Origin of the sequence: Pedobacter sp. KACC 23697, assembly GCF_045348445.1 — a bacterium.
Classification (GTDB): domain Bacteria; phylum Bacteroidota; class Bacteroidia; order Sphingobacteriales; family Sphingobacteriaceae; genus Pedobacter.
In genome coordinates this window covers 2016825-2035359 of sequence record NZ_CP157485.1, presented here as the reverse complement: position 1 = coordinate 2035359, position 18535 = coordinate 2016825, and the positions used below count along the sequence as shown (strand labels likewise).

The 18535-nt window shown below is 37.7% G+C and carries 19 protein-coding genes; 12 read left to right on the top strand and 7 right to left on the bottom strand.

Going from position 1 to position 18535, the window contains the following annotated elements:
* Positions 1-16: 16 nt before the first annotated feature.
* Positions 17-1033 (bottom strand): LacI family DNA-binding transcriptional regulator, encoded by a 1017-nt coding sequence (locus ABEG20_RS07905; protein WP_406826833.1) that lies wholly within the window; start codon positions 1031-1033, stop codon positions 17-19.
* 211 nt (positions 1034-1244) lie between these two features.
* Here ABEG20_RS07905 and ABEG20_RS07900 point away from each other — a divergent pair, with 211 nt between their 5' ends.
* The 8 genes from ABEG20_RS07900 to ABEG20_RS07865 all read left to right on the top strand — a co-directional run bounded on the left by ABEG20_RS07900 (position 1245) and on the right by ABEG20_RS07865 (position 7912).
* Positions 1245-2339: an MBL fold metallo-hydrolase gene (locus tag ABEG20_RS07900; RefSeq protein ID WP_406826832.1), complete on the top strand. Its 1095-nt coding sequence runs from the start codon at positions 1245-1247 to the stop codon at positions 2337-2339.
* Positions 2340-2391: 52 nt separating this feature from the next.
* Positions 2392-2754, top strand: a complete 363-nt coding sequence (locus ABEG20_RS07895) for a hypothetical protein (protein WP_406826831.1) — start codon at positions 2392-2394, stop codon at positions 2752-2754.
* A gap of 53 nt (positions 2755-2807) precedes the next feature.
* Entirely contained in the window at positions 2808-3590 is a 783-nt protein-coding gene (locus tag ABEG20_RS07890; protein ID WP_406826830.1) for a hypothetical protein, read from the top strand.
* Positions 3590-4528 (top strand): tRNA (adenosine(37)-N6)-dimethylallyltransferase MiaA, encoded by a 939-nt coding sequence (miaA, locus tag ABEG20_RS07885; protein ID WP_406826829.1) that lies wholly within the window; start codon positions 3590-3592, stop codon positions 4526-4528. Before ABEG20_RS07890 ends, miaA begins: the two co-directional genes overlap by 1 nt.
* 109 nt (positions 4529-4637) lie before the next feature.
* Positions 4638-5162, top strand: coding sequence for an outer membrane beta-barrel protein (locus tag ABEG20_RS07880; RefSeq protein WP_406826828.1), 525 nt, complete (start codon positions 4638-4640; stop codon positions 5160-5162).
* A gap of 151 nt (positions 5163-5313) precedes the next feature.
* Complete coding sequence (locus ABEG20_RS07875) at positions 5314-5862, top strand: hypothetical protein (protein WP_406826827.1); 549 nt, start codon at positions 5314-5316, stop codon at positions 5860-5862.
* A 96-nt stretch (positions 5863-5958) separates the two neighbouring features.
* Positions 5959-6489, top strand: coding sequence for a DUF3347 domain-containing protein (locus ABEG20_RS07870; RefSeq protein WP_406826826.1), 531 nt, complete (start codon positions 5959-5961; stop codon positions 6487-6489).
* Between the two features lie 133 nt (positions 6490-6622).
* Positions 6623-7912, top strand: coding sequence for a citrate synthase (locus tag ABEG20_RS07865; RefSeq protein ID WP_406826825.1), 1290 nt, complete (start codon positions 6623-6625; stop codon positions 7910-7912).
* 223 nt (positions 7913-8135) lie between these two features.
* Here ABEG20_RS07865 and ABEG20_RS07860 read toward each other — a convergent pair whose 3' ends face one another.
* The 5 genes from ABEG20_RS07860 to ABEG20_RS07840 form a co-directional block, all read right to left on the bottom strand.
* Positions 8136-9257, bottom strand: coding sequence for a DUF3667 domain-containing protein (locus ABEG20_RS07860; RefSeq protein ID WP_406826824.1), 1122 nt, complete (start codon positions 9255-9257; stop codon positions 8136-8138).
* Positions 9258-9274: 17 nt separating this feature from the next.
* Positions 9275-10654: a nucleoside permease gene (locus ABEG20_RS07855; protein WP_406826823.1), complete on the bottom strand. Its 1380-nt coding sequence runs from the start codon at positions 10652-10654 to the stop codon at positions 9275-9277.
* Positions 10655-10840: 186 nt separating this feature from the next.
* A complete protein-coding gene (locus ABEG20_RS07850; RefSeq protein WP_406826822.1) occupies positions 10841-11455 on the bottom strand; it encodes a bifunctional nuclease domain-containing protein in 615 nt (204 codons plus the stop codon).
* A 51-nt stretch (positions 11456-11506) separates the two neighbouring features.
* The gene (locus ABEG20_RS07845) at positions 11507-12475 is read right to left on the bottom strand and encodes an electron transfer flavoprotein subunit alpha/FixB family protein (protein WP_406826821.1); all 969 of its coding nucleotides are present in this window, start codon (positions 12473-12475) and stop codon (positions 11507-11509) included.
* Positions 12476-12572: 97 nt separating this feature from the next.
* Complete coding sequence (locus tag ABEG20_RS07840) at positions 12573-13310, bottom strand: electron transfer flavoprotein subunit beta/FixA family protein (protein ID WP_406826820.1); 738 nt, start codon at positions 13308-13310, stop codon at positions 12573-12575.
* A 130-nt stretch (positions 13311-13440) separates the two neighbouring features.
* On the opposite strand from ABEG20_RS07840, the gene ABEG20_RS07835 reads away from it, so the two are divergent.
* The 3 genes from ABEG20_RS07835 (at position 13441) to ABEG20_RS07825 (ending at position 15731) form a co-directional block, all read left to right on the top strand.
* A complete protein-coding gene (locus ABEG20_RS07835; RefSeq protein ID WP_406826819.1) occupies positions 13441-13776 on the top strand; it encodes a tetratricopeptide repeat protein in 336 nt (111 codons plus the stop codon).
* A 35-nt stretch (positions 13777-13811) separates the two neighbouring features.
* Positions 13812-15029, top strand: coding sequence for a chromate efflux transporter (gene chrA / locus ABEG20_RS07830; RefSeq protein WP_406826818.1), 1218 nt, complete (start codon positions 13812-13814; stop codon positions 15027-15029).
* Between the two features lie 84 nt (positions 15030-15113).
* Positions 15114-15731 (top strand): porin family protein, encoded by a 618-nt coding sequence (locus ABEG20_RS07825; protein WP_406826817.1) that lies wholly within the window; start codon positions 15114-15116, stop codon positions 15729-15731.
* Positions 15732-15917: 186 nt separating this feature from the next.
* Here the strand turns inward: ABEG20_RS07825 and dnaB are convergent, their stop codons facing one another.
* On the bottom strand, positions 15918-17480 hold the full coding sequence (gene dnaB / locus ABEG20_RS07820) for a replicative DNA helicase (RefSeq protein ID WP_406826816.1): 1563 nt from the start codon (positions 17478-17480) through the stop codon (positions 15918-15920).
* Positions 17481-17680: 200 nt separating this feature from the next.
* Between dnaB and rlmB the strand changes: the two genes are divergently transcribed.
* Entirely contained in the window at positions 17681-18448 is a 768-nt protein-coding gene (rlmB, locus tag ABEG20_RS07815; protein ID WP_406826815.1) for a 23S rRNA (guanosine(2251)-2'-O)-methyltransferase RlmB, read from the top strand.
* Positions 18449-18535 lie beyond the last annotated feature (87 nt).

Below are 18535 nucleotides of genomic sequence, written 5' to 3'. Positions count from 1 at the left end.
CAACGCAAACGTTTGTCTATTCCCTTAGGTCATTTATAATCAGATCAGCATCTACAATCGTATTGTAATAGGCCTGACTCTTAACATTAGGACTATGAATAAGATCTAATAAGATGTTTACAGCTTTTTGCCCCTGCAAATATGGATATTGCTCTACTGATGCTACAGGTGAATGATCTAAGTAACTGATAATAGGCAAATTTGCATAACTTACAATTTCAAAATTGTTTATTACATTCAGCTTTTTGAAGTATTTAATCAGAAACAGTGCCACATAATCATTAAAGGCAACAATAGCCGTTGGTTTTCTTTTATGGTTTAAAAACTTTTTGGCAGCATCTATGGTACCTTGTTCAGTTAAATCGCAATTTATGACCAAAGATGGATCGAACTTTAAGCGGTTAAAAGTTATTGCCTGTTTATAGCCATCTTTGCGCTCCTCACTTGCGTATAAAGTATTGGGGCCATTAATCATTCCGATACTTCTGTGTCCTTTTCTTAAAAGATAGTTCACTGCTTTAACGGTTGCAGCTTCTAATCTACAGGCAACATAATGCACGTTCTTGAAAGGCGGTATCCGATCAAAAAATACAACGGGTATATTAAACGAATTAAATTTTTCGAAATGATCAAAATTAGAGGTGTCTTTACTGATGGATACCAATAAACCATCAACACGTTGATTTTTCATTTTTTCAACAAGCTTTACTTCCTGCTCATAACGATCGTGCGACTGGGCAAAAATTACCGTATAATTTTTCTTGATCGCCTCATCTTCAATTGCAGAAATTGCAATGGAAAAAAAGTGTTCTGAAAGCTCTGGTAAAATTACGCCAATGGTATAGGTTTTTCCTTTTTGAAAAAGAATGGCCGCCTTGTTAGGCTCGTAGTTTAGCGACTTGGCCAGCTGCTTAATTTTTTCCCTGGTAACTGCCCCAATGCTCGGATGATCGTGCAGTCCCCTTGAAACACTGGAAGGAGAAATGTTTAAGATTCTGGCTATTTCTTTGATGGTTGTTGGTTTCGACTGCATGATGCTTACTAAACTACTACATTAAATGGCTTGAATATATAATTATACAAAATTAATCAAACGTTTGCGTTGTTTTTCCTTCTTTCGTATGGCCTTTTTTAACAGATAATGGAAATTGATCGTGCTTTAACTTGTAATCCACGCGTCATATATACAGCGCCGACTTCATTTTTAAAATCATATTCATATTTTGCTACTTTTAATTTTAAAAATGATTATTATATACATTTTATTTTTTATCGTTGCTGCATTCCTGGTTGTTACCAACCTCCCTGTTTTTGGGCGTTTGCCCAAGGGATTACGGTTAGAAAAAATCCGCAACCTGAATAATTATCGTGAGGGTGCCCTGCAAAACGAGTCAATAACTTTAATGCAGCCAGAAGGTGTAAGTTTTTTTAAGATTTTAAATGCTTTCTTTTTCGAAAAACATCCTAATAAAGCCCCAGGTAAAGCACTTCCATATATTTTACCTAATTTAAATGGCACACCTGAGGGCGATGCACCTGAAATGATCTGGTTTGGACATTCGTCTTACCTGATTAAAATAAACGGCTTAAGAATTCTCGTTGATCCTATATTCAGCAAAAGACCTTCTCCGTTTTCATTTATCGGGAGTAAGGCTTTTTTGGGTACCGACATGGTAAAAGCTGAAGAATTTAAAAATATTGATATCCTCATCATCACACATGATCATTATGATCATTTGGATTATGAGAGCATTCTAAAAATTTCGCCACAGGTTAAAAGCATTGTGACTTCTCTTGGCGTAGGCTCACATCTGGAGCGTTGGAAAATTAATAAAGAAAAGATAAATGAACTAAGTTGGAACGAATCGATAACACTGTTTAACAATCTGCAACTATCAGCAGTTCCTGCAAGGCATTTTACCGGGAGAAAGTTTAAAAGAAATCAAACACTTTGGTCGGCCTTTGTATTGAAAACTGCAAAGTTCCGCCTTTTTTTAGGTGGCGATTCTGGTTATGATACACACTTTGCCAAAATAGGTATGGAGCACGGTCCTTTTGATTTAGCCCTGCTTGAATGTGGACAGTACAATGCCTATTGGCCATATATCCATATGTTTCCGGAAGAAACAGTGCAGGCCGCAATCGATTTAAAAGCGAAAATTTTAATGCCGGTGCATTGGGGTAAATTTAGCTTAGCCATGCATCCCTGGAATGAGCCTGTTAAAAGGGTGGTTTTGGCTGCAGCAGCAAAACAGCTTCCATTAGTTACGCCAAAATTAGGCGAAACCATCATTTTAAATGAATATTTACCAACTGAAAATTGGTGGCTAAAAGAATAAAAACTAAACAATAATTGTACTGCGGTGTTTTATACCAAAATTAAATGCCATTATGAAAACTGATCTTGTAGAAATTTTTCAGACCATTAGAGCCGGATTACAGCCCTATGCCACCCGCGGATATACGGTACACGAAAATTCGGAAAACGGGTATGATCTGTATAGTGAAAAAAACATGGAACTGAACGGAGAAAAAATAACCGAGCGCTTTTTTGCGGGTGTTTACATCAATGGAGATGTTGTAGAAGTTAAAATCAATACACATGAGTTTTCTGCAGAAAACCATAATTTAGCCGGTTTCGGCCATAACAAAGCGGGTCTGAAAATTTCGGCTCTTGATGATGAAAAGTTAAAGGAAGTAGAAACTTTAATAGATATTGTCAATACAAACTTTAAAGAAAAAGAATGGATTTAACAATCTGATAGTTAAATTTGCAGTAGATATATTTCTGAATAACATTCTGCTGATTGAATAATTTAACTGTTAAAGATAACTGGCACCATCAATTAAGTTTGGCACTGGCTGATCATAAAATTGAGTGTTTTTTTTCTACAGAAGATGGATTTCTGTTATTGATGATCGATCATCAGCTCATCATCCATCTCGTTAGTTTAAAAAACAGCTTTATTCCAAAGGATCTTATTGAATTGCAAGAAAGGCATCATCAAAAAGGCATTAAGGTCATTCACCTATGGGAAGACCTCTGGCTATCAAAACCAGATCAGGTTTTGGCAAGAATAAAGTCTTTGCTGGGTAGAAATAGCCGCATTCATGGTAGAAAAACCAAAATAGGAAAAATTACCAAACCGGTTGCCAATTCTTTTTTAATTGAAAATCATTTGCAGGGGGCAGTAACCAGCCGGTATAAAATCGGTTTGTTTGAAAAAGATCAGCTGGTAGCCGTGGCTACTTTCTCGGCATTGCGCAAAATGAACCATACCGAAAATTATAAATCTGCAGAACTGATCAGGTTTGCTGTTAAAGCGGGTTATTCCATTACGGGTGGATTAAGTAAACTGATTTCCTTTTTTGCTGCGACCTATCAACCTAACGACTTGATGACTTATGCCGATCGCGACTGGTCGCGAGGGGAGGCTTATACCAAATTAGGCTTTTTGCAAACGGCAGTTTTGGAACCTCAGAATTATGTGTTGGATGAAAATCTAGATCGTCAGCTTAAAAAAGATAATCGTGCTTTTGCAAATGAGGTGTTTAATACAGGAAGTTTAAAATTTATCCTCCAATTTTAATGGATCAGCCTAATCTTATTATTATTTTAGGCGCAACTGCTTCTGGTAAAACCAGGCTGGCCGTAAGCGTTGCAGATGCTTTGAACGGAGAAATTATTAGTGCCGATAGCCGTCAGGTATTTAAACGAATGGATATCGGTACCGGTAAAGATCTGCTGGAGTACCATATCAATGGCAGGGCTATTCCGCATCATTTAATTGATATTTTAGCACCTGGCGAACGTTATCATGTGGATGCCTTTAAAAACGATTTCTACCAGGCCTTTGAATCCATAACGCAAAAAAACAGTTTACCAATTCTTTGTGGTGGAACAGGCATGTATATCCACAGCCTTTTGCAGCACCAAAACTACACTGCAGTTCCTGTCAATCAATCCTTAAGAGATCGTTTAGATTTGTTATCAAAAGAAGAGTTGATTTCAACTTTGCGAAGTGATGAAAGCCAAAGTACCGGCCATGTTGATCTATCCTCAAAAAAAAGATTGATCCGCGCCTTGGAAATAGCTGATTATTTGAAACATCACACACTGGAAGCTGTAGACAGACCTGTGCTCAAGCCGATCATTTTTGGATTGAAGAATGAAGTTGAAGTAACCAGAGCTCAAATTCTAAACAGACTGGACGAAAGATTCAAAGCAGGCTTAATAGAAGAGGTGGTGCAATTACTTAACGATGGTGTTAGCAAGGAGATCTTAATCTTCTACGGACTGGAATACAAATTTATTGTGAATTACCTTGATGGATTAATAACCCTTGAAGAATTAAAATTAAATCTTGGTATTGCCATTTGCCAATATGCAAAAAGACAAAATACCTTTTTTAGAAAAATGGAAAAGGACAATGTGGAGATTATCTGGCTTGATGCCGCTGCATCAACAAACCAATTAAAACAGCGGATTCTTGAAAAAGTTTCAGTTAATAAAAAATTAACATCTTAAGCTCATTTTGGCTAATTTTATCTCCTAAATTGTACCTAAAGTACCCTTTTGGCACAACCTTTGTGTTTATTGATTCATATTATTTTAACACAATAACAATATCTTAAACATGAAAACAATTACAAAAATTATTGCTACCTCAGCAGCTGTCGTGGCTCTATTTTTTACAACTAATGCTAAGGCGCAATCAACTCAGAAATTAGGAATAGGATTAACTGCTGGTTTACCAACAAGTGATGCCTATAATTTTGTGGGTGGAATAGATTTACGTTATCAGTTCGATATTGACAAGCAATTGTCTATTCCAGTAACTGCAGGTTACACTCACATGTTTGCTAAAGATATTACAGTTGGTAATACTACCTTTGATGGAGTAGATTTTGGCTATGTACCTGTTAAAGCTGGTGTTAAATATTTCTTTAACGATTCAGGTTCTGGCGTTTATGGTTTGGCTGAACTTGGTGCAGGTTTTGGTACTAAGTCTGGTAGCGGTACTTCATTCGTGTACTCTCCAGCAGTTGGTTATGCATGGAGCAATGGATTAGACTTAGGTGTTAAATATGAAGGTTTAGCACGAGATGGTGCAAGCACCGGATTTTTTGGTCTTCGTTTAGCTTACGGATTTAGTTTGTAAGATCAATTATTTCACATTTAAAGCCCTAGCATTAGCTGGGGCTTTTTTTATTTATCATTATTTCTGAAAAAAATGAAAATATGAAAATCTGAATGAAATCAGGTTACGTATATACATCAAAACCCTTAGTATTAACTTAATTTTATCTAATATGAAAACGATTACTAGAATTTTAGCAACAGCAGCTACTGCCGTTGCCGTGTTTGCCACTACAACGTTACAGGCGCAAACCATGACAGAAACCGATCCAAATCCAGCTCCAAAAGGAATGGCTTTTAAAGTAGGGGTGGGTGTTAACGGCGGACTTTTCCGTGATAAATCACCGATGGATTATGCCTATGGTGCTGATTTAAAATTGCAGTGGGATTTAACACCATATGTTGCCCTTACAGCATCAGGCGGTTATACCAAATTAGTTGCCAAAAACAATGCTGTTGATGTAGATTTTATTCCGGCTAAAGGTGGTGTTAAAGTATTCCCGATTAAAAGAATGTATCTGGCAACAGAAGCTGGAGCAGGCTTTGCTATTAAAGACGGTGCCAAAACGAACTTTATCTATTCCGGTGGTTTCGGTTATGAGTTCGGTGGTTTCGATGCCGGTGTTAGATATGAAGGTTATGTAAACGATAGTTCATCAGCAAGCTATTTTAGAAAAACAGGCCAGTATGCATTAAGATTGGCTTATAATTTTAAATTATAATTCAAACATCATATAATCTTAAAGTCCCGATGAAAATCGGGACTTTTTTATTTATTTACCATTTTAATTGCTATTTTGAACCGAAAACCAAATACCATGAAAAAAATATTCGGGATAGCCATACTTACTACTTTAATGGCCTGCAACCAGGCAGAGAAAAAATCTACTGAAACCAAAGACTCCACCAAAACCGATGCTGTTTCGGTCAAAAATGAGGTTTCGATAAAAGACGAAAAGAAACTAGCCATATTTACAAATTATGTAGATTTAAAAAATGCGCTGGTAAAATCTGATGCTGCAAGCGCACAAAAAACTGCTGCCGTATTAAAAAACAGTTTAGCTGCGTACGAGGGCTGTGAGCCAACTGCAGAAATAGCTCAAAAAATAGCGTTAAGTAATAATCTGGTTTTACAGCGAAAAGATTTCACCATTTTAAGCGCCGATATCATCGCTTTACTAAAAAATGCAGAAATAGAAAAAGGCACCATATACGTTCAACATTGTCCAATGGCGAATAAAGGAGATGGAGGGGACTGGCTATCAACCGAAAAGGAAATAAAAAACCCTTATTATGGTAACGAGATGTTGGAATGTGGTAGGGTTGCCGAAGAGATTAAAGCAAAATAAGGTGCTAAAAGCGGTTAAATTAAGCATGATTGTTACTTCATTTTGACCAATTATTCATATTAATTTAACAGATTTGTTATGCATGTATATTAATTTTATATAATTTAGAAAGCTATAAACACAATACAATAATATGTCAGATATTGCAGAGATAAAAGTTGATGGTAAGACAGTAGAATTGCCAGTAATAACAGGAACAGAAGATGAAAAGGCCATTGATATTTCGAAATTAAGAGATTTAACCGGCTTTGTAACTTTAGATACTGGTTTTAAAAATACTGGTTCTACAAAAAGTAAAATCACTTTTTTAGATGGTGAAAAAGGCATTTTAAAATATAGGGGATACGCTATTGAAGAACTTGCCGCAAAGTCGAGTTTTTTGGAAGTGATTTATCTGATTATTTATGGCGACCTTCCAACACAGAAGCAACTGGAAGATTTACAAGCTGATATCAGTAAACATACGCTGATCCATGAGGATATGAAGAAATTTTTTGATGGTTATCCATCAAGATCTCATCCGATGGGCCAATTGGGTTCATTGATCTTCTCACTATCAACATTCTATCCGGAATGCTTAAAGCCAAATCAAACAGCAGAAGAGCAGGATTTAACCATTATTAAACTCCTGGCAAAATTCCCAACCATTGTTTCTTTCGTTTATAAAAAATCATTGGGTCATCCGCTTATTTATCCAAAAAATAAATACGACTATGTAACCAATTTCCTTTGGATGACATTTGGGCAACGTACAGAGGACTATGATGTGAACCCGATCGTTGTTAATGCCATGAATAAATTGCTGATCCTGCATGCAGATCACGAGCAAAACTGTTCAGCTTCTACCGTTCGTATTGTAGGTTCTTCTGATTGTAATTTATATGCTTCAGTTGCGGCTGGCATTGCGGCACTTTGGGGGCCGCTGCATGGTGGAGCTAATCAGGCGGTAATTGATATGCTCGAATTGATTAAAGCTGATGGTGGTGATACAGAGAAATGGATTGCAAAGGCAAAAGATAAAAATGATCCCTTCCGCATGATGGGCTTTGGACATAGGGTTTACAAAAACTTTGATCCAAGAGCTAAAATAATTAAAAAAGCTTGCGATGATATTTTGGAAAACTTAGGTATTGATGATCCGATTTTAGAAATTGCTAAAAAATTAGAAGAAGCAGCTTTAACTGACCAATACTTCATCGAGCGTAAGTTATATCCGAATGTAGATTTCTATTCTGGTATTATTTACCGCGCATTGGGCTTCCCATCTGAAATGTTTACCGTGCTTTTTGCTTTAGGCCGTTTACCAGGATGGATCGCACAATGGAAAGAAATGCACGAAAACAAAGAACCGATTGGTCGTCCACGTCAGATTTACGTTGGCGAAACCGACAGAGATTTTGTAGAGCTTAAAGACAGAAAGTAATTTTCACAGCCATAAAAAAACCACTCGAAATCCGGGTGGTTTTTTTTATGAGTTCAATTTTTTATTAAATTCTGTCATTGTAGCGAACCTTCTCGTGTACCGTCATTTCGAGCGAAGTGCAACGAAGTCGAGAACCCGAAGGCTCAGCGAAGCTAAATCTGTCTTGATAACACATCTGATTAGATCTCTCCGTTTCACTGCGTTTCGGAGATGACGTTATAAACTATGTAGCCACATAATAAATCAGGTTAATCATCACCATTTCAGTTAGCTTAAACGCCACAGCGTATAAGATCAAGATCCAGAATATTTTAAAAATGGTGCTCCACGTTTTGCGTTGATAAAAAATGGTAAGCGCCTTAAACATGTACCAAAATAAAAATAGGGTAACACCCACCTCAATAATTTTGCTCATGAAAGCATCTTCACCAAAAACATGTTTCATGATGGGCTGAGTGATGATGGAAACTATAAAATAAACCATCATACCATGGATGGTAAAAATCAGGTGGTCCAGATAATAGATGTGGTTTTTTCTAAAGTTGAGCATGATAAACCAAGCCAGCAAAGGCATCAATAAAAAATATTGCTTAGGGCGGTTATGCTCAAGGGTTTCCTGGATCACTTCAGATTTTTCTCCAATTGTGATTGCCCTTTTTTTAATCAACCTATCGTACCAGCTGTCCTGTTCAGAAACAGGGAGTTTTTTCTGTCTTGAAAGATAAGCTGCATAGGTACTGTCATTCCTTTCGATATGAATATCGTTATATTCCTCAATCATATCGCTGAGTGAGTCGGATTTTAGCTTAGCGTTTTCTTCTTTGAGTCTATTCAGTTCCTTTGCCTGATCAGCAAAGCCAAGTTTTATAAATTCTTTCTTTTTGATTGCTTCATTAATGGATTTTGTTGCTTTGTTTGCAATTTCTTTAGATATACCCGTAAGTTCTAGTGCTTTATTAACGCTATCCGAAACATTCGCACCTTTTTTTTCTTCGATATCAATATGGCCATTATCCGGGTCCTTTTCTACGTGTTTTGGTGAGTATACTACCAAAAAATATATGATGGATACGAAAATGTACATGCTCACCGGATTAATGTATCGTGCTCTTTTACCTGCCAGATAATCGAGTGTAACTTTACCCGGTTGGGTTAGTAGGGGCACCAGTGTTTGAAAAAACTTATTATCGAAATGAAAATAATGCGCAATACTATGGCTGATAAATGCCCAGAAACTTTCTTTTAATTCTAAATTTGGCTGACCACAATCGCTGCAATAATGTTTCTCAACATGAGCGCCACAGTTTAAACAATTGTGTTCTTTTCTATACTTACCAGCTGACATAAGAGGTTAATCGCAAATTATAAATGGTTAATGACTTCAAGTTCTGCCCGGGTATGTTTGTGTTTAAAAGTGACCACAAAGACAATGGCAATAATGAGTACATAGATGGTAAAAGTTAACCAGATGTTGTGCCAGTCTTTTACGTCAAGGGCTCTGCTTAAGTCTCCGTTAGGCAATACATCAATGCCTTTATCTTTAAGGAATTTAAGTAGATGTACATTGTCTTCTTCACTTTTAACGTATTTGGAGAGCGAACCAATAGTATGGTAATAAGTAGTAAAGAAACGGCTAATCATCCAGCCCGAAACCAAACTGCCAAACACGGCACCAAAACCATTGGTCATCATCATGAATAAGCCCTGAGCAGACGAGCGTATCTTTGGTGCTGTTGAGGTTTCTACAAACAGTGATCCCGAAATATTAAAGAAATCGAATGCCATCCCATATACGATACATGAGGTGATGATCATCCATAGGTTTGTTGACGGATCGCCATAGGCAAATAAGCCAAAACGGAGTACCCAGGCAAACATTGCAATGGCGATCACCCATTTAATGCCAAATCTTTTCAAAAAGAAAGGAATAGCCAGGATAAAAAGCGTTTCTGATACCTGCGAAATCGATAAAATAATGGTGGAATATTTAATGACAAATGATTCGGCAAAAACAGGAAATAACTTAAATTCATCCAGAAAAACATCACCATAGGCATTTGTTAACTGCAAAGCAGCACCTAAAAACATAGAAAAGATAAAAAACAAAGCCATTTTGTAGTCGGCAAAAAGCTTAAAAGATTCTAACCCGAGTTTCTGCGCAAATGTTTTCTTATCACTAATTAAGTTTAAAGGCTTACAGGCAGGTAATGTAAAAGAGTATACACCCAATAATAAGGCACTTACGCCCGCAATATAAAACTGGTTGGCACTGGCTTTATTACCTGTTAAATTGGTAATCCACATGGCAGCAATAAAACCAATGGTACCCCAAACCCTAATGGGCGGAAAGTCTTTGATCACATCAAAATTACCATTTTTTAAAGTGGTATAACTTATCGAGTTGCTTAAGGCTATGGTTGGCATATAAAAGCACATGGCTACCAATATTACCCAGAAAAACGTATGCGGATCATTTACCTGGGGTAGGTAGAACATGGTTGCCGCGTACAGGAGATGCAAAATGGCATAAAGTTTTTCTGCATTGATCCACTTATCGGCCAGAATACCAGTTATGGTTGGCATAAACAGCGATGCAATGCCCATGGTAGAGAAAATGATTCCAAAGTCCGCCCCGTCCCATTGTTTGGTCCCGAACCAATAATTTGCTATTGTAATTAACCAGGCAGCCCATACAAAGAATTGCATGAAACTCATTATCGTTAAGCGAAACTTAACATTCATAATAATATTTTAGTTTGAATGATTGAAAGTAAAAGCTGAATATAGAACTATTTTAAATGATAATCCAAAATGAACCTAAATTATTTTAAATAATCTGGCTCATTTTAGAATTTAGCTTTTACAAGTGGTATTTGAGAAAAAAAATAGGAGAGATTTTGCAGGATAAACATTTTAGGTGTGCTGATATTAAGATTTACTGCGTTTATTCAATTCATCTCTTAATCTTGCGGCCTTTTCATAGGCTTCTTCTGCAATGGCATCCTGTAATTTTTGCTGTAGTTCTTCTAATGTTAAATCACCAAAGCCCGGTTGCGGTGTGGAGCCAGGTAAGTTATCGGTTTCATGTTCTTTTGCAATAGAATCCATATTTTCGAGGAAAAGAAAGTCATTACCCTCAATCACAATTCCTGCAGAAGCCAAAATAAATTCGTAAGTATAAATCATAGCGTTAAACCGAACAGCCAGGGCAATAGCATCAGATGTTCTGGCATCAACTTCATGTGTATTTTTACCATCGCTACAGATTAATTTTGCATAAAAAACACCATCAACCAAATTGTATATAATAATTTCTTTGATATTGATATGAAAAGTATCAGCCATTGATTTGAATAAATCGTGCGTTAACGGCCTGCTAGGGGTCATTTTCTCAATTTCTATCGCTATTGCCTGGGCTTCAAATGCACCAATAATAATCGGTAAGCGCCGGCGTCCATTTACTTCTCCTAAAACTAAGGCATAAGCACCAGATTGCGTCTGGCTGTAAGATAAACCTACAATATCTAATTTAACTTTTTTCATATTTGTGGTAAGACCTCATAGGTTTTTAAAACCTATGAGGTCTATAAGATATTATCCTTTATGTGCTTTTAATGCTTCAATTAATTTTGGTACAACTTCAAAAGCATCGCCAACAATACCGTAATCTGCCACTTTGAAAAAAGGTGCTTCCGGATCTTTATTGATTACCACAATTACTTTTGATGAACTTACACCCGCCAAGTGTTGGATAGCTCCAGAAATACCAATAGCAATATAAAGATTAGGGCTAATTGCAATACCGGTTTGACCAACGTGCTCTGAATGTGGCCGCCAGTCTGCATCCGATACCGGTTTAGAGCAGGCAGTAGCAGCGCCTAATAAACCAGCTAATTCTTCAATCATTCCCCAGTTTTCAGGTCCCTTTAAACCTCTGCCGGCTGAAACTACCAATTCTGCATCAGGTAATGATACTTTATCAGTAGCCCTGACAATTTCTTTAATCACCGTTCCCAAATCTGATTGTTTTACATCTGCTGTAAATATCTCTACTGTTGTATCGGTAGCGTTTTCTTTAACACCAAATGCATTAGGATTTAAAGCAATTACTTTATTAGCGGAGGTTAATTCGGTGATGGCGAATGCTTTACCGGAGAAAGCTGTTTTCTTAACCGAAAATTTACCATCGGTACTTGGTAATTCTACTGCACCATCAGCTAAACCTGCTTTAAGTTTTACGGCAATACGCGGGGCTAAACCCTTACCAGAGAAAGAGTTAGATAGCACAATGATATCTGCACCTTCTTTTTCTGCTGCTGAAGCAATGACACTCGCATAAGCTTGATTTACAAAGGTTTTTAATTGATCGGCACTTACATTTAATACTTTTGATGCACCGTATTTACCCAATTCTTTCAATTCGCTGTCGGCTACATCGCCAATAGAAATTGCGGTTAAGTTGGTTGATTGTTGATCGGCAATGGCTTTGGCATAAGATACGGCTTCAAAAACAGATTTCTTAAATTTTCCCTCAGCTTGTTCTACATATACTAATACTGACATATATTTATCCTGTAACCCCGTAAAGGGGACTTTATTTTAATGAAATATTCTATTTGTTATCTCTGTAAACTGGCAACTGAAAACTTCAAACTGCCAATTAAATTACTTTGGCCTCGCTGTGCAACAAGCTGATCAGCTCTTCCGTTTGGTCTGCAGGAATTAATTTTACCGTTCCACGCGGAGCAGGTGTTTCATATCTAATTACTTTGGTAACTTCTTCAGCATCAACAGCATCTACCACACTCAAGGGTTTGGTTCTGGCGCTCATAATCCCACGCATATTTGGAATTTTAGGTTCCGCTACACCTTCAGCACAGCTGGCTACAAATCTACCTGAAACGGTTAAAATTTCTTTACCCCCCTCAATTTCTCTTTCTATTGTTGCGTTATCACCATCAATATCTAATTTTTTGATAATAGATACTGAAGGGATATCTAAAAATTCGCCAACCATAGCGGCAACCTGATTGCCATTATAATCTATTGATTCACGACCTGTCAAAATGAGGTTGAAATCTTTGTCCTTTGCATATGCTGCAATTTGTTTAGCCACGAAATAAGCATCTCTGGGAGCTGCATTTACCCTAACCGCATCATCGGCACCAATAGCCAGTGCTTTTCTGATGGTTGGATCGTTAGCCGCTTCGCCAACATTGATTACAGTTACCGTTCCTTTTCCGCCTTCGGTTAACTCAATTGCACGTGATAAAGCAATTTCATCGTAAGGATTAACAATATATTGAACTCCTGACGTATTGAATTCGGTATTATCATTAGTAAAAGTTATTTTTGTCGTTGTGTCTGGCACGTTACTGATACAAACTAATATTTTCATATGTTAATAGTGGTTTTATTGTTATGAACGATCTCGAACTAAAATTGTTTAACTATAGATCAGTCCATATACGATATGATTATTATATAAGGTCTTTCTGCAAATTTAATTAAAAAAGCAAGGAAATAAAATGTCATCCACCCGTTTAAGTAAGTTATTGGAATTTTTAGAAAGCGATCCTAACGATCCGTTTATATTATATGCCTTAGCCACAGAGTATAACACTCAAAATGATAAAGAAAAAGCTTATTCTTTTTACCTTCAATTAACCGATAAACATCCTGATTATGTAGGTACCTACTATCATTTAGGCAAGTTACTGGAAAAAGACGATCAAAAAGAGAAAGCAATCGAAATTTATCAAAAGGGGATGCAGGTAGCCAGAAATAAAAGAGATATGCATGCTTTTTCAGAATTGCAGGGCGCATATCACACAGCCGCCGGATTGGATTATGAGGATGACTAGGCCAGTTTTCAATTAACCGTTATCAGTTTAAATTAATGCAGAACAAACCTATCGCTGCCAAAAAGCAGTGGCTGTTTATCCGGAATGTTATTTTTTTTACATTGACCTCTTTTGGTGGGGCACAGGCGCACCTGTCTCTGTTGCTTAAATATTTTGTTCATGGTGCTAAATTTATCTCAGAAGAAGAACTTTTAGAGTTAAATGCATTGGCACAGGTACTTCCCGGTCCGGCATCTACACAAACCCTGGTTGGGATAGCCTGGAAGGTGGGAAAGCTTAAACTGGCCATTATTACTTTTCTGATCTGGATATTGCCCACCGCGACTATAATGACTTTTGCAGCAATCAGTTATGCATTACTCGATCAAAAACAAAAGTTTAATTACATTTTAGAATATATTCAGCCCATTGCACTGGGCATCGTAGCTTATGGTGCATGGAAACTTGGCAAAAAGGTCCTATCCTCACAAGTGTCTATATTTTTGGCCATTGCTTCAGTTATTGCCACCTTGGTTTTAAGAAATGCCTATGTATTTCCATTATCAATATTAATAGGGGGAATGATCTCTTCGGCTATTGAAACGCCAAAAGAAGAAACAGAATTGAGGGTTAAACTTTTTTCAAATATCAATCCCCGAAAACTGGTCTACTTTCTTGGTGCTTTGCTTTTGTTCGCATTGGTAGGCGCCATTATAAACAGAACTTCTCCATTTAGTTTACCGATCCGTTTACTCGAAAACTTTTACCGTAACGGAATATTGGTTTTTGGAGGAGGGCAGGTGCTTGTTCCTTTAATGTTTACCGAGTTTGTAGAAATGAAACATTACTTGCCTTCATCTGGTTTTTTATCGGGTTTCGCATTGCAGCAGGCCTTACCTGGTCCAACGTTTTCTTTTACCAGCTACTTAGGCGCATTGAGCATGAAGAATTTTGGATATGGATTATGGGGCCAGGTTTTAGGCGGATTGATCGGTGTGATCGGGATTAACTTACCTGGCCTTATCCTTGTTTTATTTATTGTACCCTTTTGGGATGATCTGAAAAAAATCTCCAGGATCCGCCACAGCCTTTCTGGGATCAATGCCGTTAGTGTTGGGTTTATTATTGCTGCCTTCGTGTTATTGTTGATACCAATGGGCTTTAACTGGTTATTTTTAGGCATTATGCTCGTTACATTTCTATTGCTTAATTTTACAAAAATAAGTCCGCCGATTATTGTATTGGCAGGTATTATTATTGGCTACATCCTTTAATTAACATCATTTTAAAATTACCGTTGTTTTTTCAATAACTTGTTTTTTAGTTTTATCTTCGCCGAAATTTAAATCAGATAAACAATGAAGAAACTATTAACGCTTTTATTAATTGCCGGATTCGGCATGACCAGCCAGGCACAAGAAAAAAACAGTCTGGAATTAGGGCTTCACGTTGGTTATAACCTGGCCACCGTATCAACAAGTAACCAAACCAACAGCAATTACAGAAATGGCTTTAACGTTACAGCCGTTGGAGATTATTTCTTTTCAGACAGATGGAGTATTAAAGCGAAGATCGGATATGATCAAAAAGGCTGGGACAGCGGTTATTTAACCGATTTAGATAACGGGCAAAGTTTTATCACCGATTACCACATCAACTACCTGACCATCCCGGTAATGGCGAACTGGCATTTTGGTAAGAAAAGAAACTGGTATTTAAACTTTGGACCATATTTCGGCATTTTATTAAATGCGAGCGAAACAAAATTTAATACCGATTTAAAGAATTTTATCCACAACAGAGATATTGGTATTGATCTGGGTATCGGAGTGAAGTTGCCTGTAGCCAATAGAGTAAAGGTTTTATTAGAACTTGATGGACAATCCGGCTTTACCGATCTGTTTAAACAAAATCAAGGTTACCAGATCAGGTCAAACCGATCCAGTTTTAATGCAGGTTTGCTTTTCGGTCTGTAGAAAAAGCCTTTGCACATAAAATCCCTTGTATCTGATAAGAATGCAAGGGATTTTCTTTTATCATCTAATTCTGAAAATGAGAATAGTTTGATTGGATTGACCAATCCATTACAGATTAAATGGTTGAACCATGTTAAAGATTTCACGACTACGCCGCACTTCGCTCGAAATGACGATAAAAGAGAATTAAAAAGGCGGATCATCATCATTATAGTCGTCCATTTTTGAAGGACGGATAATTACGTTGCTTTGTTTTTCAAAATCCTGAGATGGATACATGCCAGCAGAAGGATCGGCAGCGAATGAATTAGGCGGCGCATTAAAATCATCTTCCAGATCCTGGAATTTCACAAATTTACCCACAAATTTAAGTGGTACAATTCCGGTTTCACCATTACGGTGTTTAGCAATAATCACCTCACCGATACCCGCTTGCGATCTCCCTTGCTCATCTTCGGTAATGCCGTAATATTCAGGGCGGTATAAAAACAATACCATATCCGCATCCTGCTCAATTGAACCCGACTCACGTAAATCTGACAGCATTGGTCGCTTTCCCTGTAAACCTGGCCTGCTCTCTACCGCACGACTTAACTGTGATAGGGCCAATACCGGTACATCCAGCTCTTTTGCAACGGATTTAAGCGCTCTTGATATACTACCAATTTCCTGCTCACGGTTACCACCACCTTTTCCTTCGCCTTTACCATGCATTAACTGCAGGTAATCGACGATGACCAATTGAATGTCGTATTGTGATTTTAATCTTCTGCATTTTGCCCTGAATTCGAAAATATTCAGTGCAGGTGTATCATCAATTAATAGGGGAGCTTCGGTTAAACGGCCGATTTTACTGTGTAACTGTTGCCATTCCCATTCCTGTAAATTTCCTTTTCTGATTTTTTCCTGCTCAATTTCTGCTTCTCCGGAAATTAAACGATTCACCAGCTGAACTGAAGACATCTCCAGCGAGAATACGACAGTTGGTTTTGCAAAATCGACGGTGGCGTTTCTTGCGCAGGTGAGTACGAAAGCCGTTTTTCCCATCGCCGGACGGGCAGCAATAATGACTAAATCTTGCTTTTGCCAACCACCGGTTATTCTATCTAATCCCGTAAAACCGGTTGGCACTCCGGTTAAACCATCTGTTTTAGTACGAAGTTCTTCAAGCGTAGCTAAAGATTGTTTAATAATGTCGTCCATCTTTTGCGTATCTCTACGCAGGTTGTTCTGGGCAATTTCAAAAAGGCCTTTCTCTGCCTGATCTAAGAGGTCAAAAATATCGGTTGTATCTTCGTAGGCATTTGTAATGATTTCAGTTGAAATTCTGATCAGCTCGCGCTGAATATATTTCTGAGAGATAATACGCGCATGGAATTCTATATTCGCCGCAGAAGCAACACGGTTGGTTAAACTCGTAATGTAATAAGCACCGCCAACCATTTCCAGTGAACCTAAAGTACGCAGCTCAGCAGTTACTGTTAAAATATCTACCGGCTTCGATTTCTGGAACAGAATATGGATCGCTTCAAAGATTTTCTGGTGGGCAATGTTGTAGAAAACCTCTGGCTTTAAAACATCAATTACTGCAGAAAGTGCATCTTTTTCGAGCATTAATGCCCCAAGAACAGCTTCTTCCAGATCCAATGCCTGTGGAGGAATTTTCCCCTGTGAGCTTATGGTATTACTTAACCTGCTTTTTCTAGCAGTCATACTGTTCTTTCCGCCTTGTTCGTTATCGATACTCATTCCACAAAAGTAATCAAATTTTGATGGGGTTGTTTGAATTAGTTTCTAGCTGTTTGTTAACAAATTGAAGCATAATCAGATTAAATTTTATTGGATTTAGGGTGTGATAAAAATTTTTAAACAATTAAATGTTAATAAGGAACACATTGTTTGGGGCTAAAACATTTTATTTGAATACTTTTGCCTAACAATTTTGAAACATGGATAATTTTAGAAGACCGCAACGGGCAAAAGAGAATAATGAGTTTGTATTTGGCATCAGGGCCGTAATTGAAGCCGTTAAAGCAGGCAGAGACATTGAAACCATTTATCAGCAACGCGGTTTGGGAGGCGAACTTTTCCTGGAACTGAAAGCCCTTCTAAAAGATACGTTAATACCATTAAACTCGGTTCCCGTGGAGAAACTGAACCGCATGTCGCAGAAAAATCACCAGGGTGTAATTGCTGTAATTTCTCCAATTACCTATCAAAACATAGAAGACATTATCCCTGCAGTTTTCGAAAAAGGCGAAGTGCCGTTAATTTTGGTATTAGATAGCGTTACTGATGTCCGCAACATGGGCGCAATAGCACGTACGGCTGCCTGTGTAGGTGTTCATGCCATTGTTGTTCCGTTAAAAAATGCGGCGCAGATTAATGCCGATGCCATTAAAACGTCTGCAGGTGCATTATTCAGCATTCCGATTTGCCGCCATGCCAACCTGCACAAAACCTGCTTGTTTTTACAGGAAAGTGGTCTGCAGGTTGTAGCCTGTACCGAAAAAACCACTGATTTTATCTATAGCCCGGATTATACCATGCCTACAGCCATAGTAATGGGCTCAGAAGATGAAGGCATTTCTAATGACCTTTTAAGGGTGGCCGATCATTTAGCTAAAATACCAATGGCCGGAAAAATTGAATCATTAAATGTTTCAGTAGCTGCCGGGGTAATTTTATATGAAGCAGTTAGGCAGAGAACGGTTTAAGAATGGAAGATGGGTAAGGGAAGAGGGTTGATGGAATTGATAATCCACATCTCATCAATACGTCTTCCTGAACTCGTTTCAGGATCT

Excerpts from the sequence above, each read along its gene's own strand:
- ABEG20_RS07905 (WP_406826833.1), bottom strand. The coding sequence starts at position 1,033 with ATGCAGTCGAAACCAACAACCATCAAAGAAATAGCCAGAATCTTAAAC.
- ABEG20_RS07900 (WP_406826832.1), top strand. The coding sequence starts at position 1,245 with ATGATTATTATATACATTTTATTTTTTATCGTTGCTGCATTCCTGGTT.
- ABEG20_RS07895 (WP_406826831.1), top strand. The coding sequence starts at position 2,392 with ATGAAAACTGATCTTGTAGAAATTTTTCAGACCATTAGAGCCGGATTA.
- miaA (WP_406826829.1), top strand. The coding sequence starts at position 3,590 with ATGGATCAGCCTAATCTTATTATTATTTTAGGCGCAACTGCTTCTGGT.
- ABEG20_RS07880 (WP_406826828.1), top strand. The coding sequence starts at position 4,638 with ATGAAAACAATTACAAAAATTATTGCTACCTCAGCAGCTGTCGTGGCT.
- ABEG20_RS07875 (WP_406826827.1), top strand. The coding sequence starts at position 5,314 with ATGAAAACGATTACTAGAATTTTAGCAACAGCAGCTACTGCCGTTGCC.
- ABEG20_RS07870 (WP_406826826.1), top strand. The coding sequence starts at position 5,959 with ATGAAAAAAATATTCGGGATAGCCATACTTACTACTTTAATGGCCTGC.
- ABEG20_RS07865 (WP_406826825.1), top strand. The coding sequence starts at position 6,623 with ATGTCAGATATTGCAGAGATAAAAGTTGATGGTAAGACAGTAGAATTG.
- ABEG20_RS07860 (WP_406826824.1), bottom strand. The coding sequence starts at position 9,257 with ATGTCAGCTGGTAAGTATAGAAAAGAACACAATTGTTTAAACTGTGGC.
- ABEG20_RS07855 (WP_406826823.1), bottom strand. The coding sequence starts at position 10,654 with ATGAATGTTAAGTTTCGCTTAACGATAATGAGTTTCATGCAATTCTTT.
- ABEG20_RS07850 (WP_406826822.1), bottom strand. The coding sequence starts at position 11,455 with ATGAAAAAAGTTAAATTAGATATTGTAGGTTTATCTTACAGCCAGACG.
- ABEG20_RS07845 (WP_406826821.1), bottom strand. The coding sequence starts at position 12,475 with ATGTCAGTATTAGTATATGTAGAACAAGCTGAGGGAAAATTTAAGAAA.
- ABEG20_RS07840 (WP_406826820.1), bottom strand. The coding sequence starts at position 13,310 with ATGAAAATATTAGTTTGTATCAGTAACGTGCCAGACACAACGACAAAA.
- ABEG20_RS07835 (WP_406826819.1), top strand. The coding sequence starts at position 13,441 with ATGTCATCCACCCGTTTAAGTAAGTTATTGGAATTTTTAGAAAGCGAT.
- chrA (WP_406826818.1), top strand. The coding sequence starts at position 13,812 with ATGCAGAACAAACCTATCGCTGCCAAAAAGCAGTGGCTGTTTATCCGG.
- ABEG20_RS07825 (WP_406826817.1), top strand. The coding sequence starts at position 15,114 with ATGAAGAAACTATTAACGCTTTTATTAATTGCCGGATTCGGCATGACC.
- dnaB (WP_406826816.1), bottom strand. The coding sequence starts at position 17,480 with ATGAGTATCGATAACGAACAAGGCGGAAAGAACAGTATGACTGCTAGA.
- rlmB (WP_406826815.1), top strand. The coding sequence starts at position 17,681 with ATGGATAATTTTAGAAGACCGCAACGGGCAAAAGAGAATAATGAGTTT.